The sequence below is a fragment of the Campylobacter sp. JMF_08 NE1 genome (genome assembly GCF_027737875.1).
In the GTDB taxonomy this organism is placed as follows: domain Bacteria; phylum Campylobacterota; class Campylobacteria; order Campylobacterales; family Campylobacteraceae; genus Campylobacter_B.
Window position 1 is genome coordinate 211,740 of the sequence record NZ_JAOVUC010000001.1, and the last position, 23,288, is coordinate 235,027.

Sequence of the window (23,288 nt, forward strand, 5' to 3'; positions counted from 1 at the left end):
TTTATTTCCCAAAAATTTTCAGCGCTTTTTCATAATCTTCTTGCGTGTCGATTCCGACGCTGTTTGTAGCGATTTGCAACATTGCGATTTTTTTGCCAGCACTTAGGGCGCGAAGTTGCTCTAATTTCTCGGTATTTTCTAGCGTGCTAGGCGGTAGGGCGCAAAACTCGCGCAGGGTTTTTGCGCTATACGCATAAATGCCAATATGCCCCAAATAGTCCTTAAATTCGGCTCTTGGATAAGGTATCGGCGCGCGTGAAAAATAAATCGCAACGCCGTGGTTGTCCAAAATCACCTTGACTAAATTTGGATCTTGCGCGCTTGTGGGGTCGATTTTTTTGTAGCAACTAGCCATAAATGCGCCGTTTTTGATCGCGCTGGTGGCAAATTCTTTAAATTTAATTAAATTTTGCGTCTCAAAAAATGGCTCGTCGGCTTGGACATTGATTAAAATTTCATCATCGCTTAAATTTGCGTTTTTCACAGCTTCGTTTATTCTATCTGTGCCGCTTTGGTGGTTTTCATCTGTCATGACGGCGCGAAATCCGTAATCCTTGGCGATTTGCAGGATTTTTTCATCATCTACCGCGATTAGCACGCTATCGACTTTCGCGGCGTTTTGCGCTGTTTTGATAAACATCGGCACACCGGCAAATTCGCATAAAATTTTGTTTTTAAACCTAGTTGAGGCTAGGCGGGCAGGTATTATAATCATAGTTTTATCCAATCAATAATCGTGTTTTTAATCTCGTTTTGCTCGATTATGCTCGTGTGAATTTCAGGGCTGGCAAAAAGGCGTGAAATTTGTGCTGGAATATCGCTTTGAAACTCTTTTGAAAGCGCGATCATATCGGCCTTTTCGTCTTCGCATGGGCGAGATTTTATCGCTTTTATCATTGACGGAGTAAATTTTATCCATTTCGCCGTAGAAACGATGAGAGTTGGCGTATCGCCACCTAAAAGTTTGAAGCAGTTTGCAGTGTGCGGGTCGATGAGACGGCCACTACTGCTAGCTTCTTTGATAAAATTCGAGCACTCATCATCGCTTGTGAAACCGGCCTCAAATTCGCTTTGAAGCTTAGTAAGCTCATCTTTGCTAAGGGCGTAGAATTTATCTTGCGCAAGGCTAGCCATAAGCTCTTTTGTGCGTTTATCGCCGAATAAATCAGCCAGCACGCGCTCGACATTTGAACTAATCAAAATGTCCATTGCAGGGCTAATCGTGCTAATTAACTCTCTACCACGCAAATCGTAAATTCCAGTTTTGATTAGATCAGTTAGGATATTGTTTGCGTTGGAAGCGATTTTGATTTTGCCGATACTAGCTCCCATTTTTTTGGCGAAATACGCACCAAGGGCGTTGCCGAAATTTCCGCTTGGCACGATTACATCAAATTTATCGTGCGCGCTAAATTTTGGATTTTTGCTAAATTGCACGCTAGCGTAAATGTAGTAGATGATTTGAAACAAAATTCTGCCGAAATTTACAGAATTTGCCGCACTTAGGCAAAGATTATTAGCTTTTAGTTCGTTTTTGAAATCATCATTGCTAAGTAGCGATTTTAACGCTCTTTGTGCGTCGTCGAAATTCCCTTTAATGCCTAGAATTTTTAAATTTTTGGCTGATTGTTTTACCATTTGTTGGCGCTGAATTTCACTCGTCCCGCCAGCTGGATATAGGCATACGACCTTGATATTTGGGTCGTTTGCAAATGTTTCAAGCGTAGCTGGGCCAGTATCGCCACTAGTAGCGCAGATTATGAGGTATTTTTCATTTCTTTGCGCCGCTAACTCGCCAAGAAGCGCGCCAAAAGGTTGAAGCGCCATATCTTTAAAAGCAAGTGTCGGGCCGTGATAAAGCTCCAAAATATAGGTGTTATCGTTAAATTTAGAAATTTCAAGTGGCAGGGCAGGGTTTTCGAAACTATCATACCTAGCAAGAGCGGTTTTGAAAACCTCCGGCGAAATGTCGAAATCTAGGGCTTTTATAAGCTTTAAAGCTATTTGTTTGTAGCTAAGCTCTCTGCACTCGCTCCAAAATTCAGGTGTAAGTTTTGGCAACTCGCGCGGTGTATAAAGTCCGCCAAATGCAGCACTCGGGCTTAGTAGTGCGTCGCTAAGTGTGGCGCTGGCGCTAAAATCTCGTGTGGAAACTAATTTCATAAATTCTCCTTATCTAATCAAACTTCCGATACCAGTATCAGTGAAAAGCTCTAATAAAAGCGAGTGTGGGATTTTGCCATTTATTATGTGAGCGGCCTTGGTGCCTGTGTTTATGCACTCCAAACAAGCATCGATTTTAGGTATCATACCGCCACTAATCGTGCCGTCTTTTTTCAAAGCCAAGATCGAATTTTCATCGAGTTTGCTAATGAGTTTGCCCTCTTTATCTAGCACGCCGTCGATATCGCTTAGAAAAATCACTTTGTCGGCTTTTAGGTAGCTAGCGATTTTGCTAGCGCAAAGATCTGCGTTTATGTTAAAGCTGATATTTTCGTCATTTTCGCCCCCGGCAAGTGGCGCGATGACTGGCAGATAGTCGTGATCTAGCAAATCATAAATGACTTTTGTATTCACATCTGTGATTTCGCCTACGAAGCCGTATTTTTCGCGGTCTAAAAATTTGGCTTTCAAAAGTCCGCCGTCCTTGCCACTAATGCCTATGGCAGGGGCTCCGTTTTGGTTAAGAAGCGCGGTGATTTCTTTATTTACAAGTCCGCTTAGCACCATTTCGGTTACTTCGATAGCTTCTTTGCTTGTTACGCGCAAACCATCGCAAAATTCGCTTTTGATATCCAGTAAATCGAGGGTTTGGTTGATTTTTTTGCCGCCGCCATGCACGACGATGACCTTGATACCAACCATGTGCAAAAGCGTGATATCACGAGCGAAATTTAGCTTTAAAACCTCGTCGGTTTGGGCTGCGCCGCCGTATTTGATGACGAAAATTTTATCGCGAAATTTGCGGATATAAGGTAGGGCTGAGATGATAATTTCTGCGATTTGACTTGATTTTATCATTGTTTTCTCCAAATTTAGTGGTTTAGTTTGCTAGTAATGTAGGCTTTGATTTGGTTTTTGAAATTTTCGCTAAGCGTGGTTTTAAGCTCGATTACGCTGATATTTAGCCCGAAATTTTCGAGCTTGACGAAATCTTTGGCTGTGCAAATGATATGCGTGGCGCTAGATTTATGAAGTAAATTTTGAATTTCATCTTTTATAAAATCATAGTGATCTGGGAAATAAAAACTAGCTTTGGCGTGTTTTTCAAACTCTTTTAGACGCCATGGCTTGGCGATTGCGCTGATTAAAATCGTATTTTCCTTATCGGTGTGTGGATTTGGGAAATTTGAAATTTCACTCGTGGATTTTATATCATCTATGCTAGGGATAAAATCTGCGAATTTGTAGAAATTTGGCGGATAGCGATAGCCTGCGACTGGCAGTGGCAAGGGCAAAAGCGGCGAATCGCTAGGGCGCAAAACAATCTCAAATTTTTCTATATGAAATTTAGAAAATCCATCGTCTAAAATCGCAAGAGCAAACCCATCTTTTTTGGCCTGTATTATGGCATTTTCGCGGTTTTCGCTTACGAGGACGCTTGCGTTTTTTAGGGTTTTGGCATAGAGCATGGCTTCATCGCCACTGGTTTTTATGTCGCATAAAATTTCGCCATTTTTTGCCACATATTGTAGTCCGTGGCTTTTGCGGCCGTATCCGCGCAGTATTATGCAGGTAGGAATCTCAGGGCTAAATTCTGTAAAAATCGCTCCCACAAGCGGAGTTTTACCACTTCCGCCAAGGGTTAGATTTCCCACGCTTACTACTGCTATGCCATAATCTTTGGGCTTAATTAGGGCGCGCCTAATCATCTGAATAAAGCCAAAAATGATTGAGAGTGGAAGCAAAAAAAATGAAATTATAAGCCAAATAACGCCCGGATCGTATAAATTTTTTTCGAGCCAAATTTTAAACACGGCTTCTCGCAATTTCTATAATTTTTTCGCAGATATACGCCACATCGTCATCGCTAAGCGAGGCATAAATCGGCAAAGATAAAATTTGCTGATAATTTTTTAGCGCATTTGGGAAGTCATTGACTTTGTAATTATACTTGGATTTGTAGTAGCTTAGCAGGTGCAGTGGCACATAGTGAAGCCCCACATCAATGCCCCTAGAAATCATTTCGCGCGCGAAATCATCGCGGTTTTTGTCGATTTTGATGATAAATTGTGTATAAATGTGCTCCGCGCTATCGGTAGGAAGCTCGATATGAGGGCAATCTTCCAAGGATTTCCTAAACATTTTTGCGATATTTTGGCGACGCTTGATAAAACTATCTGTTTTTTCTAGTTGCGATAGCGCAAATGCCGCATTTATCGAGTTTAAATCGTATTTTTGACCGATACGATCTACATTATAAGTAAAGCCTAAATTTCCGTCTTTATAAAACGCTTCGCCCACGATTCCGTTATTGCGCAAAATTTTGGCAGAATTTGCCAAACCTTCGTTATTTGTGACGAAAAATCCAGCCGTAGAGATTGCGTCTTGGGCTTGTGGATTTATCTGAAAGCACGAAAACAGCGAGTTTTCAAACGAGCCGATTTTTTTGCCCTTGTATGTAGCACCTGTGGCCCTAGAAGCGTCATCTATGATAGTGATATTTTCTTTTTTAGCGATTTCGTAAATCTCGTCCATATCTGTTACGAGCCCAGCTGTGTGCGAGATAAAGGCGCATTTTAGCTTTTTGTGTCTGTTTAGCTCGATAGCTTTTGAAAAGCTTTCAGGGGTGATATTAAAGGTGTTTGTATCGATATCTACAAATATCGGCTCAGCGTCAAAATGCCTAATAACCGCCGCTACATGCGGAAATGAATTGACCGAGCATAAAATTCTATCTCCGCGCTTGACACCAAGTGTGCAAAGCGCAAGATGAAGCGCAGTAGTGCCACTAGTAGTGGAGATTGCGTAATTCACACCAAAATACTCACAAATTTTGTTTTCAAAAATTTCTGAGTATTTTATTTGTGGATTGTGAAGGGCATTTAGTATAAGCGATTCTTCTTTATCATCAACCTGCGCTTTAAAAAAGGGTATTTGCCTCATGTGAAATCCTAAGCATTAGGATCTACTTGTGCTACATTTGGCATGCGTAATTTAAAGCTATTTTTTATCATTCTATTTGTGATAAATTTGCATAAATCAGCGTTGTGATTCGAATCAAGCAAGTAGGCTAAATCATCTTTTGTGATCTCTTTGCCGCCTCTAATTTTTTCGCGAAGTTCAGGGCGAGAGAATATATCTCTAAGCACGCTATCAAGGATATCATAGCTATATCCTAGCTCTCTTTCGTCGCTTTGATTTTCCCATAAATCTGCGCTTGGAGTTTTTGCGATTATGTTTTCATTGATAGTAAGCGCTTCGGCAAGCTTGCTTACTTTTGTCTTTAAAATTTCGCCGATTGGGTTAAAGGCACACGCTAAATCACCATAAATCGTGCTGTATCCTAGCATTCTTTCGCTCAAATTTGTTGTTCCGACTACGACTGCGCGGTGTTTCGCGCTGTAATCGTATAATAATCCCATGCGAACTCTTGTCGCAAAATTTCCAGTTCTTAGCTTGTCTGCGCCAGTATCAAGCGAAGCGAAAGCCTCCATAAATGGGGCGATTTCTTGGATTTCGTAGTCTATACCAAACATATCGCAATGCTCAATCGCATCGCCTAAATTTGCTAAATTTGAGCTAGGCATAGGCATGATTAGGGCGTGAGTTGGAATCTCTGTTAGGGCGCATAACGCCGATACTACGGCACTATCAAGTCCTCCGCTGACTCCGACTACGAAAGCGTCTGCTCCTGTTTTTTCAAGTTCTGTGGCCAAAAAATCGGTCAAATATGGAATTAAATTTTGAGCGTTCATAGAAAACCTTTGTAAATTATAAACTAAACTTTTAATTCTACCAATATTAAACTAAAATTAAGCTTTAAAAAAGAGAGAAAAATTTGATTAAAATTTATGATTTATTTGCAAATTTTGCCAAATTTGACAAAATACACAAAATTATTTGTAAAATTTTGCGTATTTACAGGCTGATTTTGACATAGACTCGTTTCGGGGCAGGGTAACCCTCGATAGTGAGATTTGGGTTTTTTGGATTTAGGAAATTTTCCAAGCTCTGCCCATCAATCCACTCGGTTTTTCGCTGTTCGTTAAAATCAGTTTGTTTGGTTTCTAAAATTTCAAAATTCTTAAATTTCGCCCTTTCGCACCAGTTGCTAAGTGCGCCGATAGTGGGCACGAAGTAGATATTTGAGATCTTAGAATACCCGCCCTTTGGTGTAAGCGCGAAATCCCCGTCCATATCTATATACATCGTATCTAAAATCACCTCGCCACCGCTATTTAGCGCAGATTTGAGCTGTTTTAGCATAGAGATAGGATCTGAGCGATGATAAATCACGCCAAGGCAGAAAATCGTGTCAAATTTCGCCCCATAAAATGGCAAATGTTCCACGCCAAGCGGCTCGAAAATCGCCTGCGCTCGCATAAAATGTTGCAAAAACAAAAATTGCAGATAAAATAGCGCGCTAGGATCAAAGCCTGTAACGCTACGCGCGCCAAGGCCTAGCATACGATACATATAATAACCATTATTGCACCCCACATCTGCGACATTTTTGCCCGCCAAATCAATATGCCCCCTTAAAAGATTGAATTTGATGAAGCTTTGCCACTCGCTGTCGATAAAAAGCTCATTTAGCGCGAAAGGCCCCTTGCGCCAAGGTTTTAGCGATAGTGCGATTTGCCTGATTTGCTCCATTTGCTCTTCGTTTGCGTCAAATTTCGCACTTATAGCATCGCCAAAACTCACCTCGCAATCAAATTTTGGCAGTGCATTAATCGCGCCTAAAATTTCGGCGTTTTGAGCGTTTTCTAGTTTTTTTAACATTTCGTTTTTTATGGTAGTTAAATCCATTTTTTACCCTAAATTTCATAAATTTTGCGCCATTTTATCAAAGCAAATTTAAAAAAGCAATTTTAAAGCATTAAAAGGATAAAATCTCTGCCTTTTAGAGCCAAGTTTGGTTAGATTATTCAGGAATTTTTCAAATGAAAAGACGAGATTTTTTCAAATTTAGTAGTATTTTAGGTGTCGCTAGCTTCGCTCCTAGCGTGGTTTTGGCTGATACGAGCGCCAAAGAAGCCGAGCAAAAAACGCGCAAATTTAGCGTTAGTTTAAAACACGCTATCAAAGAGGTCGGCAAAGAGAGCAGGGTCTGGGTCCCGCTCGTGCTTCCTAGCGATTTTCAGCAGGTCATTTCGCACTATAAGGTCGGCTCAAACGCAGTGGAGAAATTTATCACTGAGGGCGAAATTCCGACATATTATGCGAAATTTAGCGGAAGCGAAACTCCGATACTTGATATCAGTTTCGATGTGCAAACCACAGAGCGAAATACCGATTTTTCGAAGGTAAATTTCAACGAAAACGAAAAATTAACCCCCGAAATCGCTAAATTTTTGCAGCCAACTACGCAAATTCAAATCGACGGCGTGGTTAAACAAAAATCAGATGAAATCGTAGGAAATATCAAGGGCGATTTAGAAAAGGCTAGGGCGATTTACACCTGGGTGGCAAACACCATGGAGCGCGATAACAGCGTGCTTGGGTGTGGTCTTGGCGATGTCAAACAAATCCTAACTAGCGGTAAATTAAGTGGCAAATGCACCGACATAAACTCAGTTTTTGTGGCTTTGGCGAGGGCTGCTGGGATACCTGCGCGCGAAATGTTTGGTATCCGTGTGGGCGCGTCACGCTTCTCATCTCAAATGGGCGCAGCACCCAAAGATGACGGATTTAGCCATATTTCAGGCGGACAACATTGTCGCGCTGAGTTTTATCTCAAAGGATACGGCTGGATTCCAGTAGATCCTGCCGATGTCACCAAAGTCCGACTTGGCGAAAAACTCACAAACGACGACCAAAAAATCGCGCAAATCCGCGAATATCTCTTTGGCAACTGGGAGATGTGCTGGATAGGGTTTAATTACGGCAGAGATTTCACGCTAAGTCCGCGTCCAGCGCAATTTCCGATAAACAATTTCGGCTATGTTTATGGCGAAACGGACGGCCAAACGCTAAATTATTACGACCCGAAAGAATTTAGCTACGATTATAAAAGTCGTGAAATTTGAGTAGGCTAAAATTTATCGCGTTGGCGATTATAAGCGCATTTATGGCGACTTTGTGCTGTTTGCCAGCACTTTTGTTTTTGCTTTTTGGGGTGAGTTTTTCGGCACTTTCCTTTGCGGACGAGTTGGCGAGATTTCGCCCCATTTTTACGGCGATTTCCATTGTTTTTTACATTACGAGCCTATATTTTGTGCTATTTCGCAAAAACTCATGCGTTATCGGCGCAGGTCGCAAAAAATGGTATTTTATTTACATTTTAAGTGGAATTTTGATATTTTTACTTCTATTTTATCCTGAAATTTTAGGGAGATTTTATGCGTAAAATTTTACTTTTATCACTCGTTTGTGGCGCGCTTTTTGCACAGCGCGAAATCGAAATCCAAGTCGGAAAAATCCATTGCAACCTATGCGCAGCTTCGATTAAATTTGCCTTGCAAAAATGCGAGGGGGTAATTAGCGTCGAGGCCAAAGAGGGCGAGAAAAAAGTGGTCGTCATCGCCGAAGATAGTGCCGATACGAACGCTATGATCGAGGCTTTGAAAAACGCAAAATACGAAAAAGCCAAAATTTTAAGTATTAAACAAAAATAAGGAAATTTATGCGTAAAATTTTACTATTATTTGCCCTTGTTAGCGCGGTTTTCGCCGATAGAGAGATTGAAATTTATGTAGAGAAAATACACTGCCCGCTCTGCACGCAAATGGTGCGAAAGGCCCTAAGCGAGTGCGAGGGCGTAATCAGCGCGCGCGTGGAGTTAGCAACTAAAACAGCCAGCGTGCTAGCGCGCGATGATGCCGATACAAAGGCAATGCTAGAAGCGATCGCAAAGACCACTTACGAAGGCAAAATCGTAAGTGATAAGCGAAAATAGGGCGAAAAAATGAAAAAAGTTATGAATTATTTTCGCAAAATTTGCGAGATTCCGCATTTAAGTTATGAAACGGAAAAATTGCGAGATTTTTTAGTGGAATTTGCAAAAAAGCACGAATTTAGCGTGGAAGTTGATAGTGCCGGAAATATTTATATCTGCAAAGGTGAGCCAAAAATTTGCCTGCAAGCGCACTATGATATGGTTGGCGTGGGACTTACGCCGAGTATCGAGCTAGTAGAGCAGGACGGATTTTTAAGTGCGAAAAACTCATCGCTTGGGGCTGATAACGGGATTGGCGTAGCAATTATAATGGCGATGATGAGCGAATTTAGCGATTTTGAGGCAGTTTTCACAAACAACGAAGAAGTGGGGCTTTGGGGCGTTAGGGAATTTAACGGCACTATAAAAAGCAAAAAAATGCTAAATTTAGACAGCGAAGATGAAAACGAAGTCATAATCGGGTGCGCAGGAAGTGCTGAAATCCGCGCTATTTGCGATAGTGTGCGCGAGAAGACAAGTGGCTTTTGCTATGAGATTTTTGTAGATGATTTCCCGGGCGGTCATAGCGGAATCGAAATTCATAAAAACCTGCCAAATGCAATTAAATTTTTAGCCGAATTTATCGCTAAAAATGGCGGTAAGATAGCCGAATTTAGCGGTGGCGAAAGGGCAAATTCAATCCCTGCAAAAGCTAGTGCAACGGCAATTTTTAAAAATGAAATTTCAAATTTTCCAAATTTCATAAAACATAAATTTTTTGGATTTAAAGAGTGCGAAATTTATGAAAATTCGGACAATATTTTAAATCTCATTTGCGAATTTAAGCAAGGCGTTAGGGATTTTAACGATGATTTAGGCTTGCCCGGGACTAGCATAAATTTATCTTTGGCTGGTGAAAAAAACGGCAAATTTGAACTTTTGTTTTACGCTAGATCGATGAGCGAAAAGGGCTTAAAAGGGGTGAAATATCAAACCAAAATGTCGGCTGAAAATTTTGGCTTGGAGTGCGTTTTTGGCGAAACGAGCGAACCTTGGCAACCGCAAATTAGCGAATTTAGCGAATTTATCTTAAAAAATTTGCAAAAATTTGTGCCAACTGCTAGGCTGGGAGCCGTTCATGCCGGGTTAGAGTGTGGCGTTTTTATCACAAAAGATAGCGTTATACAGGCAGCTTCGATTGGTCCAAATATCACTTCGCCACACAGCATAAACGAAAAAGTAGAATTTAAATCTGTCGAAAAAATCCTAAACGCAGTGCGTGAGATAATCTCTGGCGTGCAAAATTTATAAAATTTTATCCTTGCTTTTGCAAAGGTGTGCTAAAAAGCACTCTTTGCAATTTGGCTTTACGGCTTTGCAAGTGTATCGCCCAAATAGCACCAAAGCTTGGTGCAGATAGTTTAAATCGCTTACAAATGCCTTTGTAAGGTCGTTTTCGGTTAGTTCTGGCGTTTTTGCGCTTGAAAGTCCAAGTCTATGTGATACGCGAAAAACATGGGTATCCACGGCGATAAAATTCGCCCCACAATGCTCGATTAGCACGACATGGGCTGTCTTTTGCCCGACCCCTGCAAGGCTTTTTAAATCCTTTTCATTTAGTGGGATTTCGCCACCGAAATTTTCCACCACAGACTTTGCCATTTTGATTAAATTTTGCGCTTTGTTATTAAAAAAACTGCACGAATTTATTAGCATTTTAACTGCGCCCAAATTTGCATTTGCCAGCGAGTGTATGTCAGGAAACTCCCTAAATAGCGCAGGTGTGATTAAATTTACCCGTTTATCGGTGCATTGCGCGCTAAGCATTACGCAGACGATTAGTTCGTATAAATTCCTAAATTTAAGCTCTGTTGTGGGCTCGCCAAAGTGCTCTAACAATAAATTTTTGATTTCCAAAATATCTTTTTTCGTTCTCATGCCCCTATTTTACACAAAATTTTTGATTATTAACAGCTTTTTGGCTATAATCTCGCATTTTTTTACAAGGAATTTTAATGAAAAAATTACTATTTTCAGCCCTAAGTTTAGCAGCGGCAGTAAGCCTAAACGCGACAGTTTTCGCCACAGTTAATGGCGCACCAATCACAGAGGCCGAGGTCGCCCCGCACATAGCAGCACTTGGCAAAAATCCAGCCACGCTTAGCAATCAAGAAAAACAAATGGTGCTAGCAAGAGCGGTTGATATTGAAATTTTAGCCGCTGAGGCTAAAAAAAGTGGCGTTACAAATCTACAAGAATACAAAGACGCCCTAAAAGCAGCGCAAGATAGAATCGCTATCGAAATGTATCAACACCAACTATCAAAGCAAATCAAAGTAAGCGACGCTGATATCGCTAAATTTTACAACGAAAACAAATCTGCTTTCGTCGAACCAGCTGCTTTGTTGCTATCTAATATCACAGTGGAGAAAAAGGCCGAAGCCGACGCGATTATCAAAGAGTTAAAAAACACAAAAGCCGACGCTTTGGTGAGCAAATTCGAAGAACTTGCAGTAGCTAAATCAATCGTGCCTGAGGCCAAACAAACCAAAGGTCATCTTGCATGGGTTACCCAAGAAATGATGCCAAAAGCGTTTTGGGACGCTTCAAGCAAGCTTAAAAGAGGCGCTATCACGCAAACCCCTATCAAAACTGATTTAGGCTATCATATCGTGCTCAAAGAAGACGCCAAACTTCAAAAACAGCTTAGCCAAGACGAAGCCAAGCCTTTCATCGAAAATTTAATCAAAGGCCAACAAGCAGGCGCTGCATTAGAGCAAAAACTACAAGAACTTCGCAAAAGCGCGAAGGTAGAAGTAAAATAAATTTCACTTCAATTACACTGACCCGCTTATAGATACGCGAAAATGCGTATCCTAAGGCGGGCAAAATTTTAATCATTAACCAGCTTTGGCTATAATCTTGCGATTTTTTTTACAAGGAATTCAGATGAACAAATTAGTTTTTTCAGCACTTAGTTTGGCTGTGGCCATGGGCCTAAATGCGACAGTTTTAGCGACTGCTAATGGCAAAAACATCACAGAAAACGATGTTATTCCATTTCTAGTAGCCCAAGGCATAGCTCCACAACAATTCGCTTCACTGCCAGCAAATACCAAAAAAGATATCTTAAATCGCGTTATCGCTAGAAAACTTGTCGTAGAACAAGCTAAAAAAGCAGGCGTTATGAACGACGAAGTTTATAAAAAAGAGTTAGAGTTCCAAAAAGACAACCTAGCTGTGCGCGTATGGCAATCAAAAGAGGCCAAAAAAATCAAAATCAGCGACAAAGAGGTTCAAGACTTTTACAACAAAAATAAAGCCAAATTTGTAAATCCAGAACTTGCCCAAGTTCGCCATATTTTGGTCAAAACAGACGCCGAGGCAAAGGCTGTGATTGATGAGCTAAAAGGGCTAAATGGTGGCGCGCTAATCACTAAATTTAGCGAAATCGCAAAAGCCAAATCAATCGAGCCAGCCGCTAAACAATCAGGTGGCGCGCTACCAGCATTTCCAAAAGAGGGTGCTATGGTTAAACCTTTCGCAGACGCTGCGTTTGCACTAAAAAAAGGCGAAATTTCAAAAACTCCTGTTAAGACAGAATTTGGCTACCATGTAATCTTAAAAGAGGATCAAATCGCAAAACGCCAAGTCCCAGTTAGCGAGGTAAAACCTCTAATCGAAGGCTCAATCCGCCAAGAAAAAGCAGCCGCAAATTCAGAAAAATTGGCGCAAGATCTGCTTAAAAAAGCAAAAATCGAATACAAATAATCTTAAAAAAGGGGTGCAAAATGGGTGTTTTAGATGTAGTTAAAGCTGGTGTATTATTTGGTGATGATGTTAGCAAGCTCTACAAATACGCGCAGAGCGAGGGTTTTGCAATCCCTGCTGTAAATGTCGTAGGAAGCCACTCTGTAAATGCTGTCTTAGAGAGCGCCAAAAAAGCAAACTCTCCTGTGATTATCCAATTCAGCAATGGCGGAGCGAGTTATTATGCGGGCAAAGAGTGCGAAAACGGCGCGATTATGGGCGCAGTCGCAGGTGCTTTGCAGGTGCATTTGCTAGCTAGGTATTATGGCGTGCCTGTGATTTTACACACTGACCACGCAGCGCGCAAACTGCTTCCTTGGATTGATGGATTATTAGAGGCAAGCGCAGGGTATAAAAAAGCGCACGGCGTGCCACTATTTAGCTCTCACATGCTAGATCTTAGCGAAGAGAGTTTGGAAGAAAATTTAAGTACTTGCGAAGAGTATCTTAAAAAGATGAGTGAGCTAGGAATTAGCTTAGAAATCGAGCTTGGCGTAACAGGTGGCGAGGAAGATGGCGTGGATAATACAGGCGTAGATAACGCGCTTTTATACACGCAACCAGAAGATGTCGCGCTTGCGTATGATAGACTTAAAAAAATCAGCGATAATTTCTCGATTGCAGCGAGCTTTGGCAATGTGCATGGCGTGTATAAACCGGGAAATGTCGTGCTAAGGCCTGAGATTTTGCGAAATTCGCAAAAATTCGTGCAAGAAAAATTTGGCTTAAATGACGCCAAACCTGTAAATTTCGTATTCCACGGCGGCAGCGGTAGCGAGATCAAAGATATCAAAGACGCTGTAAGCTATGGCGTGGTTAAGATGAATATCGACACCGATACGCAGTGGGCGTTTTGGGACGGCGTGAGAGAGTATGAGCTCAAAAACAGAGCATATTTGCAAGGTCAAATCGGAAACCCAGAAGGCGAAGATAAACCAAACAAAAAATACTACGATCCACGCAAATGGCTAAGATGTGGCGAGGAAAGTATGGTAAAAAGATTGCTTGTCGCATTTGAAAATTTAAATTGTATAAACAAAAACTAAGGCAAATTTCATGGAAAAAACAACAGAAATTTTAGATTTAACGCTTCCAGAAAATCCAGAGCGCTCACTACTTGGCGTTTATCTGAAAATCGTGTTTGTTCCTGTGGCGATTTTCGCCATATTTTTGCTAGGATTTTTGAAGGTAATCAACTTCAAAGTCGAGCTTCACTCGATCGTAATGATGGGCTTTTTGCTCATCATTGCGCTATTTTTGGCTAGGCATAATGCTGAATTTGGCTGTTTGAAATTTCAAAATAGTATCGAAAATTTTAAAATTCAGCTTAAAAACTACATCGTTGAAAATCTCCTTAGCATAGGCGCTAAGAAAAAGTCCGACGCTAAATTTGAAAATTTCGTAGATGAATACTCGCACTCGCTTCGCAATGACAACTACGCCTCTGTCGCGGTGGGTGTTTTCCCAATGCTGGGTATTTTGGGCACATTTATCAGCATTGCGATTTCTATGCCAAATTTCTCATCATCAAATATCGCAAATTTAGAGACCGAGATTGCTGGGCTTCTAGGTGGCGTTGGCACGGCGTTTTATGTGTCGATTTATGGTATTTTTCTAGCTCTTTGGTGGATTTATTTCGAAAAAAAGGGAATTAGTAAATTCGAAAGATTGCTTTTAAAATACAAAAACGCCACAAAAAACTTTTTTTGGAGCAAAGAGGAAATCACGCAAAGCTACCTTAGCGAGATACTTGATCGCAACGCCGAGGTTTCGCGCTCCTTCATGGCTATGGCTTCAAATACCCTTAGCGATAGCCTAAATGTCGCAATTGATGAAAAAATGCAAACACTTCAAGGCATAATTGACGCCGAGCAGCGCGCCCTTGCGCTAACTACTAGCGAATTAGAAAGGGCTAATGAAATGATACTAAATGCCAACCTAACTCACGGCGAAATCAGCAAAAATTTCGACCAAATTTTATCGTCTTTAAAGGCTGTTACGAGCAATATGGTCGAGATCCAAAACGGCATTTCAGCGGGATATTTGAGCTTTTCGAAATCATCTGAGCAAAAGAGCGCAAATCTGCAAACCAGCGCAGACGCCCTAAATCAGGCAATCGTAAATTTTACCTTGCAGATTAAATCTCTAAACGAAAATATGCTAAGCGAGCAAATTAACGCAAGAGAGAGCTTTAAGGCAAGTTTTAAAGAGCTAAATGACGAAATCAAATCGCTTTTTGATTCTAGCCTAGGCAAAAACACAAGCTCAGAGGGTATCATCGACGAGCTACGCAAAACGCTTAAAAGCATAGACGAAAAAGAAAACCAAAATGAAGAGTAAAACCAGCGAAAAAGAGACCTTTTGGATAGCTTACGCTGATTTAATGGCGGGGCTTTTGTTTGTCTTTATTTTACTAATCGGCGGGATTATCGTCAAATACTATTTGGTGCAAGACGACCTCAAAGCCCAAACTAGCGAGCATGAAAAGACTATGGTCGCACTTCAATCCTCGCAGAAAAAATCCGCTGAATTAGAGGCTTTAAATAAGATTTTTTCCGAACAGCTTGAAAAGCTAAATGTCGAAAACACCGACCTTCGTAAGCAAAATTCGATCTATTTTATCCAAATCGAAGATCTCAGCGCCATGGCAGAAAAACTCAAAAAAGAGAATTTCGACATTAGCGAGCTTTTGAAAAACACTCGCACCGAAGCTACCGAAAAAGAGATAAAAATCGCATTTTTGCTCGATCAGCTAACCCAAAAAGAGAGCGATTTCAACAAAATTTTGCACGATTTAAATGTCACCAAAAACCGAATTCGCAACCTAACCGGTCAAAAAGTCAAACTAATCGCCGAACTTAAAGAACGCTTAGGTGGCAAAATCCGCATAGATAGCGAGAGCGGGGCGATGACGCTAAATTCGTCAGTGCTTTTTGACAAGGGTTCGAGCGAGCTTAAAGAGGGTAGCAAGGAGAGTTTCAAAACCGCGCTAGAAGGGTATTTTAGCGCGCTTATGGATAATGACGAAATCAGAAATAGCCTAGATCAAATCATCATCGAGGGCCACACAGACAGCGACGGCGGGTATTTATACAACCTAGCCCTTTCGCAAGAGCGCGCACTGGCGGTGATGAATTTCATAAATGAGTGGAACAAAGACGAGAGATTGCAAAAATACCTAATCGCAAGCGGTCGCAGTTATTCTCAGCCTGTGCTAACTGGCGGCGTCGAGGACAAAGACGCAAGCCGTCGAATCGAAATCAAATTTACGCTTAGCAACAAAGAGGCCATGGAAGAAATCCGCAAATTTTTGGAATTTGACGCAAATGCGACAAGATAGCTTTGGCGGGGCGAAATACTCCGCGAGCTTTCGCAGCGCGCCATAATCTCGCCTGAGTTTGAAGCCAATTTGCGCGAAGTAGAAAAGGCGCAAAAAACGGGCGAGATTTCGCTACAAGCACCACAAATCCAAAAGATAAAAATCGAAAATTTTAGCTTTGCAATTTTGCGTGATGATTTGATTGGGATTTTTAACGGCAATAAAGCAAGGAAGCTCCAATCTCTGCTCGGTGCCGATTTGCGGGGCATTTCAAAGATTGTAAGCTTTGGTAGCTCGCAATCAAACGCTATGTATAACGAAAGCGTTTTTGCCCGCATAAAAGGGCTAAAATTTCAGTTTGTCATCTCGCATTTAAGCGAGAATTTAAGCGCGCACCCATGCGGGAATTTCGCCGCGGCACTAGAAAATGGCATGGAGATTTTCGTAGCGCAAAATCGCCGTGAATTTGCGCTTAGCCTTTGCGATGAGAGCACGATTTTTATCGAAGAGGGGGTTGCGCAGGGCGAGGCTGAGGCTGGATTTATCGCGCAGGCTAAATTTATCGAGGAATATGCGCGCGAAAATGGGCGAGAATTTGACATTTTTTTGCCAAGTGGAACAGGCACGAGCGCGGCGTATCTAGCCAAACACAGCCGTTTTCGCGTCTTTACCACGCCTTGCGTGGGCGATTGCTCGTATCTGAGAGAGCAAATACTAGCCCTAGATCCGCGCTCGGGCGTGCAAATTTTGCCCCCACCACGCAAATTTCACTTCGGCAAACCTTACGCCGAACTTTATGAAATTTGGCAGAAAGCCCGTGCGCAAACCGGCATAGAATTTGATCTCATCTACGACCCTGTGGGGCTTCTCACACTTTTAGCTAACCGCGATAAATTCGCAAACGAAGTCCTATATATCCACCAAGGCGGAATTCTCGGCAATATCTCGCAACTGCAAAGATACAAATATAAATTTAAAAATTTGTAAATTTATGCTTTCCGTTTTTTTAAACGAAATTTAGCTAAAATTTGTGTTTTTGAATTTATCAAGTTTGTTTAGTTTAAAAATTTCAAAGGATTTGTGGTGATAAAACAAAAAATTTTTATTATTTTGTTTATGACTTATCTGAATTTATACGCTTATGAAACACCAAAAAATCCGGTTTGGGAAATGAATTCAAAAGAACTTTATGATTGGTGCGTAAGCCATAGTTTTGTAACTAATGAGATGATTTTGACTGGTTGTAAATGGGGCTTGCAAGGCAAATTTGCTTTTATCGATAAAAATGGATTTTTAATCAATCGTATCTCGCTAGTAGATGATAGGCTTAATGGCACAGTAGCCCAAACAAAATCGCATTTGATTTTGGGTAATTACATATTTGATAAATTTGAAAGTAGAGATAATTTAAAAATTATAAAAACACTACCTTATAAATTTAGGTATATTTTAGTTTTAGGATACGATTTTATCGCAACCGACAGCCAAAATGTGGTGCGATATTTTGATAGAAATTTAAACATAAAATACGAAATTTATCAAACTGACGAAATAAAAAGTATCCTTAAAAAAGATGAAACACTTCTGGTTTTAGTGGAAAATGAAGGGCTTTATAAATACGATTTAAAGGGCAATCTCATAGATAAAAAAGAGATAAATGCCAAATTTATAGATTTTTTAGCTTTTGATGATACATTTTTTGCATTAGAAGAGAAATATTTTTATCAAAATTTTCAAACAACAAGGGAGATAAAATTGATAAAATATGATTATGACGGGCATAAAATTTTTGAAAAAATCGTAAGTTCGGATTCTAATAGAAATGAAGTTAAAATCGTTAAATTTAATGAGAATTTACTATTTATAACAAGTAATGAAAATGGAATAAATTTGATTGAATTTAATCAAAACGGCGATGAAATAGATAAAAATATTGCTTATGGTTATTCAAAAGAAACCATGATAAATACAGCTGTGAAATTAGATAACGGCGATATTTTGCTTGGCGGAACAATAAATTATAGCGCATTATTTATCAAAATTTTAGCCGATTTGCCACTTGGAAAACAAAAAATACGACCATTTGACGAATAACAATATACTGCGATAATTTGTTTCTACTATTATTGCGAGAATTTGCGTAATCTGTCATCGCCAGACCACGAAGCGGTCGTGGCAATCCAGTAAAATTTAAAGAGAATTTCAATTTATCAAATTTATCTGAATTTCCCTGGATTGCAACGCTAGGCTCGCAATGACAGCAAAAACACGCATTTTGAATTTTCAAACTCGTAGATTGCTTCGTCGCTGTTTCACAGCTCCTCGCAATGACAAAAATAACACTTCGTCGCTTTGCTCCTCGCAATGACAATAGCGAGCAAATTTAGCCAAATCCAAAACACATAATTAAGCCAAATTTGGCTAAAATGCAAGGTTTTTTGAAAGGCAAAAATGGTTAGATATTATATTTTACTTCGCAATTTTCGCAACTATCGCTTGCTATTTAGCGCGGGATTTATCTGCATGTTTGGCGTGTGGTTTTCGATAGTAGGTATCGCTACGCTACTAATCGAGCTGGGCGCGCCTGTGTGGGCGATCACCGCTGTGGGCGTGGTGTCGTTTATACCAAATATATTTTTAGCTCCGATTAATGGCATTATCGTGGATAAAATTCGCCCAAAACCCCTAATGCTGAGCATGTTCGCCATAGAGATTGTGACGATTTTCATGCTGATTTTTATCAATGATTTGGCGTATTTGTGGCTACTTTTGGGTATCGTCGTGGTGCGAAGTGTGGCTGGGACGCTCTTTTATCAAACCGAGTCTTCGACCCTGCCAAAATTTCTACCAAAGCCGTATTTGAAGCTAGCAAACGAGCTAACTAGCATTAGCTGGACGATTACTTATACCCTTGGTATGGCGCTAGCTGGGGTGTTTATACACTATTTTGGGGTTAGGGCGGCGTTTATTTTGGATTTTTGTTTGTATGTTTTTTCGTTTTTTATCCTAATTCGCCTAAATTTTAAAGATATTGCAGGAAGTAGCACGCAAGGCGCGATAAAAATGCTAAAAGAGGGCTTTACTTACATACGCTCGCGACCTTTGGTGGTGCATTTAATCGTAATTCACGCCTTTGTGGCGGTTACGACTTATGATAATCTCATCGCGCTACTAGCGAAATTTGAATACAAGGAAATCCTAAGCGCGTCGCTGGTGATTGGGCTGATGAATATGGCGCGCTCAGCTGCGGCGTTTTTTGGGCAGATGTGGCTGACGCGTATAGTAAATTTGAAACGGTATTTTTGGATTTTGCTAGGGCAGGGCGGTGGAATCATGCTCTGGGCGGCGTTGGAGTTTAATTACTGGCTTTCGTTTATCGGCATTGTGATGGCTGGATTTTTTATCACGACGGTGTGGTCGTATTCTTTCACGCAACTCCAAAGCCATGTCGATAGGGAGTTTTTCGGGCGGGTGATCGCGTATAACGATATGGCGTATTTCATCGTCGCAACTCTGACCTCAGCAGCTATCGGTGCGCTGTATTCGCTAGGGCTGGCGCTGTGGCAGATAACATTTCTAATGGGATTTATGTTTATAATCGCTGCGGTGTATTATAAATTTATCGTGTATGATAGGTATCTGAGCAAGGAGTGAGGTTTAGCGTAAATTTTGTCTATTTGTCATTGCGAGCGAAGCGAAGCAATCTACGAGTATAAAATAACCAAACGCTAAATTCACTGTCATTGCGAGCGAGTGTAACGAGCGAAGCAATCCAGAAAAATTTAAATTCAAAATTCTACTTAAATTTTGCAAAAATACTGACCTTAAATTTTGAAGTCGTAGATTGCCACGAATTTTGCTATGCAAAATTCTCGCAATGACAAATCTAACAAATTTTAAATTTTAGGGGCGATTTCGGGGCGGAAGTATGCGAAAACGAGCAAAAACACCATTGCTACGAAAAACACCGCGCTAAACCCCTCTGCGCCGAAAACTCTCATCGCCCCGCCTATGATTATGGGAGAGAAAAACGATGAGAGCGAATACGAAAACAAAAGCGAGGCCGAGATTTGCACGCGCGAGATTGAGGAGCTGTTTGTAAAGGAATCGTTCGCGCGCGCGATTGCGAGCGAGTATAGCGGAAAAACGCCAAATCCTAGCAAGAAGGCTAGGGCGCATTTGACCTCAAAATTCCCAGTGGCAAACAGCCCCAGCGCCGAGCATGCGCCGATTGCGCACACTAGCATTATCGCCTTGCGCCTGCCGAAAAAATCAGATACGGGGCTAGCAAAAATCTGCGAAATGAAGCCTCCGACCATGGCTAGCCCCATGAACCAGCCTACTTGGCTGACATTTCCACTTCCAAGCACATACACGCTCGCCATTGAAAAAAATCCGTTTATCAAAATCCCGCCGCAAACTGCCGTCGCAAGCGCAAGTGGCGGTAGAACCGAGATTTTTGGCATGCAGATTGTGGCTTTTTGCGCTTTTGCGGGCGGATTAAAACGCATAAATTTCAAAGGCACTAGCCCAAAAAGTATGAAAAATCCGCTTAAAAAAAAGATTAAATTTGCGCTTAAATTTAGCGCGATTATCCCCACACCCACGGTAAATGCGCCGTAAAAAACGATCTCATACACGGCTAGGACGCGTGAGCGGATAGAGTTTGTGATTTTGGAGTTGATCCAGCTTTCGATTATCATTAAAAGTGCGTAGTAACAAAACCCAAGCCCGAAGCGAAGTATCGCCCAAAACGCCAAATTTGCGCTGATATCGTGGGCTAGGGCACACAGCGCGAAAACCACGCTAAAAATATAATACGAGCGCACATGGGCGAAGCGGCCGATGATCGTGGGCGTGAAAAACACGCTAGAAATGGCGCCCAGGAAGAAAAATGATGAGATAATGCCGATGATTAGGTCGCTTTGGCCTCGCATTTTGAGTATGACACCGGCTGATGATAGGGCTAGTGCGTCCCCGATAAACATAAAAAAAATCGCTAGAAATAGCGCACTTAGCGTCCTTGCCGCACGCAGGCTTTTAAACATAAATATCCTAAAAATTGAAATTCAAGCTGGTATTTTACTCGAAATTTGAAAAATTCAAGGTTAAATTTGCAAAATTTGCGATTGTTTTAGCGTAGCAAGCAAGCGCAAAATTTTTGCAATGACAATAGCGTGGGCGTTGTTTGATTTGTCATTGCGAGGAGCGATAGCGACGAAGCAATCTACGAATTAGAAATTTATAAACGATAAATTTGCAAAATTACTGACCTTAAATTTTAAAGTCGTAGATTGCCACGAATTTTGCTAACGCAAAATTCTCGCAATGACAAATTGGGCGCAAAATTCGTGGCAATGACAAATTGGGCGCGAAATTTGGACAAATTTTGCAAAATTTAATCCTTCGCTAGACCCTTTAAAATCCTGTATTCATCGCAATTCGCGCTTAGTGTTTCATCATCGCCCATTGCGATAATCTCGCCGTTTTTGACCACGGCGATTTGGCTGGCGTTTTTGATAGTGGATAGGCGGTGAGCGATGACAATTACGATTTTATCGGCCTTTATCTTTTCTATGACAGATGAGATTTCCTTTTCGCTGGCGTTATCTAGCGCGCTCGTGGCTTCGTCGAAAATAAGAATTTGCGGGTTTTTATACAGCGCGCGCGCAATCGCTATACGCTGGCGCTGTCCGCCTGAGAGATTCGCGCCAAACTCGCTTAAAAGCGTGTTTATGCCGTCTTCCATCTTGGCGACAAATTCATAAGCATTGGCAAGGCGCAGTGCGTTTATGACGCGCTCTTCGTCAAATTTGGCGCCGTAGCTGACATTTGCAGCGATTGTATCGTTAAAAATATAAATGCGCTGGCTCACAAAGCCGATATTATCCCTCAGGCTTGCGATGTCAAATTCGCTAATCTCGTTGCCGTCAAAAAGTATATTTCCGTTTTTGGCGTCGTAGTAGCGCATTATGAGATTTACTACCGAGCTTTTGCCGCCGCCGCTGTTTCCCACAAGGGCTAAAATTTGCCCCTTTTTGACGCTAAAATTTATATCTTTTAGCGCGATTTTTTCATCATAGCCAAGCGAGACATTTTCGAAAGTCAGTGTGGATATATCGCCCATTTTTAGGCTTCCGCCGATTATGGCTGGCTCTAAATCAATTAACTCGAAAGTCCGCTCAGTAGCAGCCGTGGCGTCTTGCATTTTATTATGCAGTGATGAGACCTTTTTTATCGGCGTATAGACCATAAAAAGCGCGGTCAAAAAGCTAAAAAAGCTTCCTATGCTCATCTTGCCCTCGATGACCTCTTTGCCACCTACGATGATGACAACAGCCACGCCAAGTGCGCCAAGCATCTCCATTACGGGGCTTACGAGCGAGTTTGTAATTATTGCCTTTAAATTTAGCTTGAAAAATTTTGAGTTTTCTTCCTCGAAGTGTTTTACTTCGAAATTTTGGGCGTTACTGGCCTTTACGATTTCGATATTTGTAAAAATTTGATTTAGAGCCGATGTGATATCAGAGGTTTTTTCTAGCGATTGGCGCGAGACCTTTTTCATGCGTTTGGCTAGGCGCGATAGCGGATAAATCGCAGCCGGAAAGACCACGAGCGCAAAAAACGAAAGCTTAGGGCTATTGTAAATCACCACGCCAAGAAGCCCAAAAATAGTGATGATTTGCGTCACAAAATCAGGTATCATGTTTGAAACCACCGTGCGGATTCGCTCGATATCGTTCATAGTCCTAGAAATTAGCTCGCCCGTGCTGTGTGTGTTGAAAAATTTCAAATCTAGCCTAATTAGCTTTGATACGAGCAAATCTCGCAGTCTGCGCACGGTATCTTGCCCGATAAATGAAGTGTAGTATGTCTGGATAAATGTGCCAGCACTTTTCATCGCAAACACCGCTATAATCGCAAACGCAAGCGGGTAGAGATAGAGGGTGTTTTTCTCGACAAAGATATAATCAAGCACCGGTTTTACCAAATACGCGCTCGCAGATGTCGCAAGCGAGGTCATAATCATACCCAAAAATGCCAGCGCAAACTGGATTTTATAATCAATCAAAAATGGTTTAAATCTTGTCAAAATGGTCTTAAAATCGTTCAAAA

The 23,288-nt window shown here is 41.3% G+C and carries 23 protein-coding genes; 13 read left to right on the forward strand and 10 right to left on the reverse strand.

Features of this window, described 5'->3' with window-relative positions; translation table 11 throughout:
- Position 1 precedes the first annotated feature (1 nt).
- The 7 genes from kdsB to cmoB form a co-directional block, all read right to left on the reverse strand.
- Complete coding sequence (kdsB, locus tag OFN91_RS00990; protein WP_270872939.1) at positions 2-715, reverse strand: 3-deoxy-manno-octulosonate cytidylyltransferase; 714 nt, start codon at positions 713-715, stop codon at positions 2-4.
- On the reverse strand, positions 712-2,163 hold the full coding sequence (gene thrC / locus OFN91_RS00995) for a threonine synthase (RefSeq protein WP_270872940.1): 1,452 nt from the start codon (positions 2,161-2,163) through the stop codon (positions 712-714). Before thrC ends, kdsB begins: the two co-directional genes overlap by 4 nt.
- Positions 2,164-2,172: 9 nt before the next feature.
- Complete coding sequence (gene argB, locus OFN91_RS01000) at positions 2,173-3,021, reverse strand: acetylglutamate kinase (protein ID WP_270872941.1); 849 nt, start codon at positions 3,019-3,021, stop codon at positions 2,173-2,175.
- A gap of 14 nt (positions 3,022-3,035) precedes the next feature.
- Positions 3,036-3,977 (reverse strand): tetraacyldisaccharide 4'-kinase, encoded by a 942-nt coding sequence (locus OFN91_RS01005; protein ID WP_270872942.1) that lies wholly within the window; start codon positions 3,975-3,977, stop codon positions 3,036-3,038.
- On the reverse strand, positions 3,970-5,106 hold the full coding sequence (locus OFN91_RS01010; RefSeq protein ID WP_270864399.1) for a DegT/DnrJ/EryC1/StrS family aminotransferase: 1,137 nt from the start codon (positions 5,104-5,106) through the stop codon (positions 3,970-3,972). The genes OFN91_RS01005 and OFN91_RS01010 overlap by 8 nt, the downstream gene beginning before the upstream one ends.
- Before the next feature lie 8 nt (positions 5,107-5,114).
- Positions 5,115-5,918, reverse strand: a complete 804-nt coding sequence (gene nadE, locus OFN91_RS01015) for an NAD(+) synthase (protein ID WP_270858926.1) — start codon at positions 5,916-5,918, stop codon at positions 5,115-5,117.
- A 163-nt stretch (positions 5,919-6,081) separates the two neighbouring features.
- Positions 6,082-6,975, reverse strand: a complete 894-nt coding sequence (gene cmoB / locus OFN91_RS01020) for a tRNA 5-methoxyuridine(34)/uridine 5-oxyacetic acid(34) synthase CmoB (protein ID WP_442868043.1) — start codon at positions 6,973-6,975, stop codon at positions 6,082-6,084.
- Between the two features lie 134 nt (positions 6,976-7,109).
- On the opposite strand from cmoB, the gene OFN91_RS01025 reads away from it, so the two are divergent.
- The 5 genes from OFN91_RS01025 to OFN91_RS01045 are packed head-to-tail and all read left to right on the forward strand — an operon-like array spanning position 7,110 to position 10,354.
- Complete coding sequence (locus OFN91_RS01025) at positions 7,110-8,195, forward strand: transglutaminase-like domain-containing protein (RefSeq protein WP_270872943.1); 1,086 nt, start codon at positions 7,110-7,112, stop codon at positions 8,193-8,195.
- A complete protein-coding gene (locus OFN91_RS01030) occupies positions 8,192-8,515 on the forward strand; it encodes an aryl sulfotransferase (RefSeq protein WP_270872944.1) in 324 nt (107 codons plus the stop codon). The genes OFN91_RS01025 and OFN91_RS01030 overlap by 4 nt, the downstream gene beginning before the upstream one ends.
- Complete coding sequence (locus OFN91_RS01035) at positions 8,508-8,783, forward strand: heavy-metal-associated domain-containing protein (protein ID WP_270864395.1); 276 nt, start codon at positions 8,508-8,510, stop codon at positions 8,781-8,783. The genes OFN91_RS01030 and OFN91_RS01035 overlap by 8 nt, the downstream gene beginning before the upstream one ends.
- Before the next feature lie 8 nt (positions 8,784-8,791).
- Positions 8,792-9,064 (forward strand): cation transporter, encoded by a 273-nt coding sequence (locus OFN91_RS01040; RefSeq protein WP_270858921.1) that lies wholly within the window; start codon positions 8,792-8,794, stop codon positions 9,062-9,064.
- A gap of 9 nt (positions 9,065-9,073) precedes the next feature.
- A complete protein-coding gene (locus OFN91_RS01045; protein WP_270872945.1) occupies positions 9,074-10,354 on the forward strand; it encodes a M20/M25/M40 family metallo-hydrolase in 1,281 nt (426 codons plus the stop codon).
- Here OFN91_RS01045 and nth read toward each other — a convergent pair.
- Entirely contained in the window at positions 10,349-10,981 is a 633-nt protein-coding gene (gene nth, locus OFN91_RS01050; RefSeq protein WP_270872946.1) for an endonuclease III, read from the reverse strand. The genes OFN91_RS01045 and nth overlap by 6 nt on opposite strands.
- A gap of 77 nt (positions 10,982-11,058) precedes the next feature.
- Here nth and OFN91_RS01055 point away from each other — a divergent pair, with 77 nt between their 5' ends.
- The 8 genes from OFN91_RS01055 (at position 11,059) to OFN91_RS01090 (ending at position 19,826) form a co-directional block, all read left to right on the forward strand.
- The gene (locus tag OFN91_RS01055) at positions 11,059-11,868 is read left to right on the forward strand and encodes a peptidylprolyl isomerase (RefSeq protein ID WP_270872947.1); all 810 of its coding nucleotides are present in this window, start codon (positions 11,059-11,061) and stop codon (positions 11,866-11,868) included.
- A 124-nt stretch (positions 11,869-11,992) separates the two neighbouring features.
- Positions 11,993-12,814: a peptidylprolyl isomerase gene (locus OFN91_RS01060; RefSeq protein ID WP_270858917.1), complete on the forward strand. Its 822-nt coding sequence runs from the start codon at positions 11,993-11,995 to the stop codon at positions 12,812-12,814.
- Positions 12,815-12,834: 20 nt separating this feature from the next.
- Entirely contained in the window at positions 12,835-13,899 is a 1,065-nt protein-coding gene (fbaA, locus tag OFN91_RS01065; RefSeq protein WP_270872948.1) for a class II fructose-bisphosphate aldolase, read from the forward strand.
- 10 nt (positions 13,900-13,909) lie between these two features.
- Positions 13,910-15,193 carry a MotA/TolQ/ExbB proton channel family protein gene (locus OFN91_RS01070; RefSeq protein WP_270870761.1) on the forward strand — a complete coding sequence of 428 codons (1,284 nt, stop codon included), beginning with the start codon at positions 13,910-13,912 and terminating at the stop codon, positions 15,191-15,193.
- A complete protein-coding gene (locus OFN91_RS01075; RefSeq protein ID WP_270872949.1) occupies positions 15,183-16,193 on the forward strand; it encodes an OmpA family protein in 1,011 nt (336 codons plus the stop codon). Before OFN91_RS01070 ends, OFN91_RS01075 begins: the two co-directional genes overlap by 11 nt.
- A 69-nt stretch (positions 16,194-16,262) precedes the next feature.
- Positions 16,263-17,159, forward strand: coding sequence for a 1-aminocyclopropane-1-carboxylate deaminase (locus tag OFN91_RS01080; RefSeq protein WP_442868044.1), 897 nt, complete (start codon positions 16,263-16,265; stop codon positions 17,157-17,159).
- Between the two features lie 96 nt (positions 17,160-17,255).
- Complete coding sequence (locus OFN91_RS01085; RefSeq protein ID WP_270872950.1) at positions 17,256-18,266, forward strand: hypothetical protein; 1,011 nt, start codon at positions 17,256-17,258, stop codon at positions 18,264-18,266.
- A gap of 357 nt (positions 18,267-18,623) precedes the next feature.
- Positions 18,624-19,826 (forward strand): MFS transporter, encoded by a 1,203-nt coding sequence (locus OFN91_RS01090; RefSeq protein ID WP_270872951.1) that lies wholly within the window; start codon positions 18,624-18,626, stop codon positions 19,824-19,826.
- A gap of 242 nt (positions 19,827-20,068) precedes the next feature.
- Here the strand turns inward: OFN91_RS01090 and OFN91_RS01095 are convergent, their stop codons facing one another.
- Positions 20,069-21,220: an MFS transporter gene (locus tag OFN91_RS01095; protein WP_270867943.1), complete on the reverse strand. Its 1,152-nt coding sequence runs from the start codon at positions 21,218-21,220 to the stop codon at positions 20,069-20,071.
- Positions 21,221-21,570: 350 nt separating this feature from the next.
- Positions 21,571-23,286: an ABC transporter ATP-binding protein gene (locus OFN91_RS01100; protein WP_270872952.1), complete on the reverse strand. Its 1,716-nt coding sequence runs from the start codon at positions 23,284-23,286 to the stop codon at positions 21,571-21,573.
- Positions 23,287-23,288 lie beyond the last annotated feature (2 nt).

What these genes read in the sequence shown, in the direction of transcription:
- OFN91_RS01095 (WP_270867943.1), bottom strand. Translation starts at nt 21,220, where the DNA reads ATGTTTAAAAGCCTGCGTGCGGCAAGGACGCTAAGTGCGCTATTTCTA.
- OFN91_RS01035 (WP_270864395.1), top strand. Translation starts at nt 8,508, where the DNA reads ATGCGTAAAATTTTACTTTTATCACTCGTTTGTGGCGCGCTTTTTGCA.
- OFN91_RS01070 (WP_270870761.1), top strand. Translation starts at nt 13,910, where the DNA reads ATGGAAAAAACAACAGAAATTTTAGATTTAACGCTTCCAGAAAATCCA.
- fbaA (WP_270872948.1), top strand. Translation starts at nt 12,835, where the DNA reads ATGGGTGTTTTAGATGTAGTTAAAGCTGGTGTATTATTTGGTGATGAT.
- nadE (WP_270858926.1), bottom strand. Translation starts at nt 5,918, where the DNA reads ATGAACGCTCAAAATTTAATTCCATATTTGACCGATTTTTTGGCCACA.
- thrC (WP_270872940.1), bottom strand. Translation starts at nt 2,163, where the DNA reads ATGAAATTAGTTTCCACACGAGATTTTAGCGCCAGCGCCACACTTAGC.
- OFN91_RS01025 (WP_270872943.1), top strand. Translation starts at nt 7,110, where the DNA reads ATGAAAAGACGAGATTTTTTCAAATTTAGTAGTATTTTAGGTGTCGCT.
- cmoB (WP_442868043.1), bottom strand. Translation starts at nt 6,975, where the DNA reads ATGGATTTAACTACCATAAAAAACGAAATGTTAAAAAAACTAGAAAAC.
- argB (WP_270872941.1), bottom strand. Translation starts at nt 3,021, where the DNA reads ATGATAAAATCAAGTCAAATCGCAGAAATTATCATCTCAGCCCTACCT.
- OFN91_RS01010 (WP_270864399.1), bottom strand. Translation starts at nt 5,106, where the DNA reads ATGAGGCAAATACCCTTTTTTAAAGCGCAGGTTGATGATAAAGAAGAA.
- OFN91_RS01090 (WP_270872951.1), top strand. Translation starts at nt 18,624, where the DNA reads ATGGTTAGATATTATATTTTACTTCGCAATTTTCGCAACTATCGCTTG.
- kdsB (WP_270872939.1), bottom strand. Translation starts at nt 715, where the DNA reads ATGATTATAATACCTGCCCGCCTAGCCTCAACTAGGTTTAAAAACAAA.
- OFN91_RS01075 (WP_270872949.1), top strand. Translation starts at nt 15,183, where the DNA reads ATGAAGAGTAAAACCAGCGAAAAAGAGACCTTTTGGATAGCTTACGCT.
- OFN91_RS01060 (WP_270858917.1), top strand. Translation starts at nt 11,993, where the DNA reads ATGAACAAATTAGTTTTTTCAGCACTTAGTTTGGCTGTGGCCATGGGC.
- nth (WP_270872946.1), bottom strand. Translation starts at nt 10,981, where the DNA reads ATGAGAACGAAAAAAGATATTTTGGAAATCAAAAATTTATTGTTAGAG.
- OFN91_RS01040 (WP_270858921.1), top strand. Translation starts at nt 8,792, where the DNA reads ATGCGTAAAATTTTACTATTATTTGCCCTTGTTAGCGCGGTTTTCGCC.
- OFN91_RS01045 (WP_270872945.1), top strand. Translation starts at nt 9,074, where the DNA reads ATGAAAAAAGTTATGAATTATTTTCGCAAAATTTGCGAGATTCCGCAT.
- OFN91_RS01055 (WP_270872947.1), top strand. Translation starts at nt 11,059, where the DNA reads ATGAAAAAATTACTATTTTCAGCCCTAAGTTTAGCAGCGGCAGTAAGC.